2 protein-coding genes and 1 pseudogene are annotated in these 2,403 nt (G+C 37.0%); all 3 read right to left on the bottom strand.

Annotated features, from left to right (window positions below; all coding sequences use genetic code 11):
* Positions 1 to 129 precede the first annotated feature (129 nt).
* Complete coding sequence (locus HP439_RS18780) at positions 130 to 411, bottom strand: helix-turn-helix domain-containing protein (protein WP_172391857.1); 282 nt, start codon at positions 409 to 411, stop codon at positions 130 to 132.
* Positions 412 to 1,038: 627 nt separating this feature from the next.
* Positions 1,039 to 1,707 (bottom strand): hypothetical protein, encoded by a 669-nt coding sequence (locus tag HP439_RS18775; RefSeq protein ID WP_172391856.1) that lies wholly within the window; start codon positions 1,705 to 1,707, stop codon positions 1,039 to 1,041.
* Between the two features lie 410 nt (positions 1,708 to 2,117).
* Positions 2,118 to 2,403, bottom strand: a pseudogene (locus tag HP439_RS18770) (hypothetical protein); the annotation flags it as partial.

The raw sequence follows: 2,403 nt of genomic DNA, 5'->3' as shown, positions 1-2,403 counted from the left end.
TTATTATATTCGAAACTAAAAGCTTTTCTACCTTTTGCTTGATGAGCGGATAACACTCCTAATAATTCAGGATGAGACATACCGATCCAATGGGCATATACAAAAATGTCTGTTTTGTTTGCGGCCATCTTATAATAAATCTAAGTCTTGAAGTTTTCTCCCGAATACATCGTCAGTTGCCAGTTTTAAAAAATCACCTTCCAATCCCAAGACGCGTAAAACATTAAAGTATGCGCCCATCGTGACGCTTGCGTCCCCTTTTTCAATTAGATATAATGTTGAACGAGCAAGTCCCGCACGCTCTGCTACTTGGGTAGCCGTCAGTTTACGGCGTCTGCGTGCGAGTTTTATATTTTCGCCCACTTGTTCAAGTAATATTTTGAATTTAGGAAGGATAACTTGCTTCTTCATTTTTACAAATTGATTGATATTTCATACAAAAATAGTAAAAACGATTGGCATATCAATCATTTGATGCGTTTTTGTATTAATTGATCATTTCTATACTCTTTTGTGGATATAATTAAATCACTCTAGGATCTACTTCAAAACAGCGTTTAATTTTTGGTGTTTTGCAAATTTTAAGCTAGACTACGCTTAAATCCCATCGCGATAAAACGACGAGTGGTTTTACGCTCTGGTTTATAAAGTTCTAACTTCGCATATACAATATTCGGCAAACTACTTGGTGGCGTGTCTGTGATTACAAAGCTACTACGGCTAGTGCTTGAAGGATAATAGCACTAGTCTCTCATTAAATCGGGAAGTTTTAAAAATTAAATGAATTTGGCCCATTAAGGCTATCTTGTTCTTTATCATTTTTAAATTTAATTTTGCGAAAGAGTTCCCGCAGATTTGTTTTGTCGGTTCGGAAGGAAAACCTTACGTCTTCCTTTTGTTTGTTATTTCATACAAAACTACCACCAATGATTGATATTTCGGACTTTTTGCTCTTTTTCACTGGATAATATCTATTCTTTTTTATCATTTCTATGTTTTCGGTCGGCACGTAATACCTCATCCTAAAGTGTTCGCTTTTCACGAATTCGATCTGTCTTCTAACGCTTGAATTAGTTCTTTTTTAGTATAAAAGCGATTCAGAAACTGTTCTAAAGTACCATACGGCTCGATGTCAGAAAAGAAATCTTCATGATCAGTGCCGTAAACAATTGGGTTAGCCGGGTTAGGATCACTTAAGCAAACAAAGTAAAAATCAGGATAGCTATAGGACCACATAATCTGCATGAAATCAAGTTGATCCCCTTCTATCAGGTTCCGAACTTTGGACTCGACGATAATCCCATCCCATTCTTCAAAATCTGCGGTTCCTTTAGTAAATGGTGTAAATTTCTTGCTTACGCAATAGTTTTGAGCATTTGGTTCATCCTCTCGACTTTCAGAAAAATAATGATCCACCATTTGCTCATAAAAGCGATCTTTATTTTTTTTGAATAGATCTTCATGTTCAGCAATAAACTCACCGAGTCCTTCAATAGGTTCCATATCTTCAGCCTTACTCCACGGAGTATCCGTCGGTTTCGCATATAGCGGGCTTTTTAAAATAATGGACTCCCAATCTTCTTGGAGGGAATTTCCTTTAATACGGTCAATATTGCCCCCTAACGCGAAAATGCGTTCTAAAATACTAGATTTCATGTTTTTAATATTTAAATTCCGAAAACCAATTTGCTGGTTTGTCTTTCTCATTTGATTATCCGTTGGTTATAGATTATCATTTGGTTCGATATGCCAAAATGAAGCCGAAGCTGCGCTTAATAAAGTATTATTAAAAACTAAAAAAACTGACAGCGTCCAGTCCTTGACAGAATAATAACGGATGGGATTGCCGTATTAAAGGTCGCTCAAGAAATTGGTATAAGCAAAATTTGAAGGACTATAAACTGAGGTGATCGCGACTACAAAGTGACTACACCGAATGATTGAGGGAAGTTATTGATACGCAACAGGTAGGAGAAGGGGGTATTGTATGGGCGATTTTTGGTTCGTGGTGTACATACGTACCGTTATGCAGAGATTCTGCGACATACCTTTATGGACTAACTCAATTGCTCGTATAAAGAAGGGGCAATCGAGTGAAAAAGCCATTGCAACTGAAGCTAAAGTTTCTCCGTTGCGATATTAAATTCACGGTAACTTAAAGTAAGATTAATACCAAAGTTATAATTCTCATATTGGACCACTGCTTGCTGCAGTTCACGCACATTTGACCAAGGGGGGGTAGATTTTTCACTATTATTATCCAAAAAATCACCAGAGGGATCAAGTTTAAAACGAAATGCTCCCATTCTTGTCTCGTCATATACCCCTAACAGGAAGTCTATGTCATATAATGTTCGTGCTTTCGTACCATTCGTTATAGCTAATTGAACTTCTCTGCGTTTC

It is taken from the genome of Sphingobacterium shayense, assembly GCF_013179575.1.
GTDB lineage: Bacteria > Bacteroidota > Bacteroidia > Sphingobacteriales > Sphingobacteriaceae > Sphingobacterium > Sphingobacterium shayense.
Note: the sequence above shows the minus strand (reverse complement) of the source record. Positions and strands in the feature narration are given on the sequence as shown.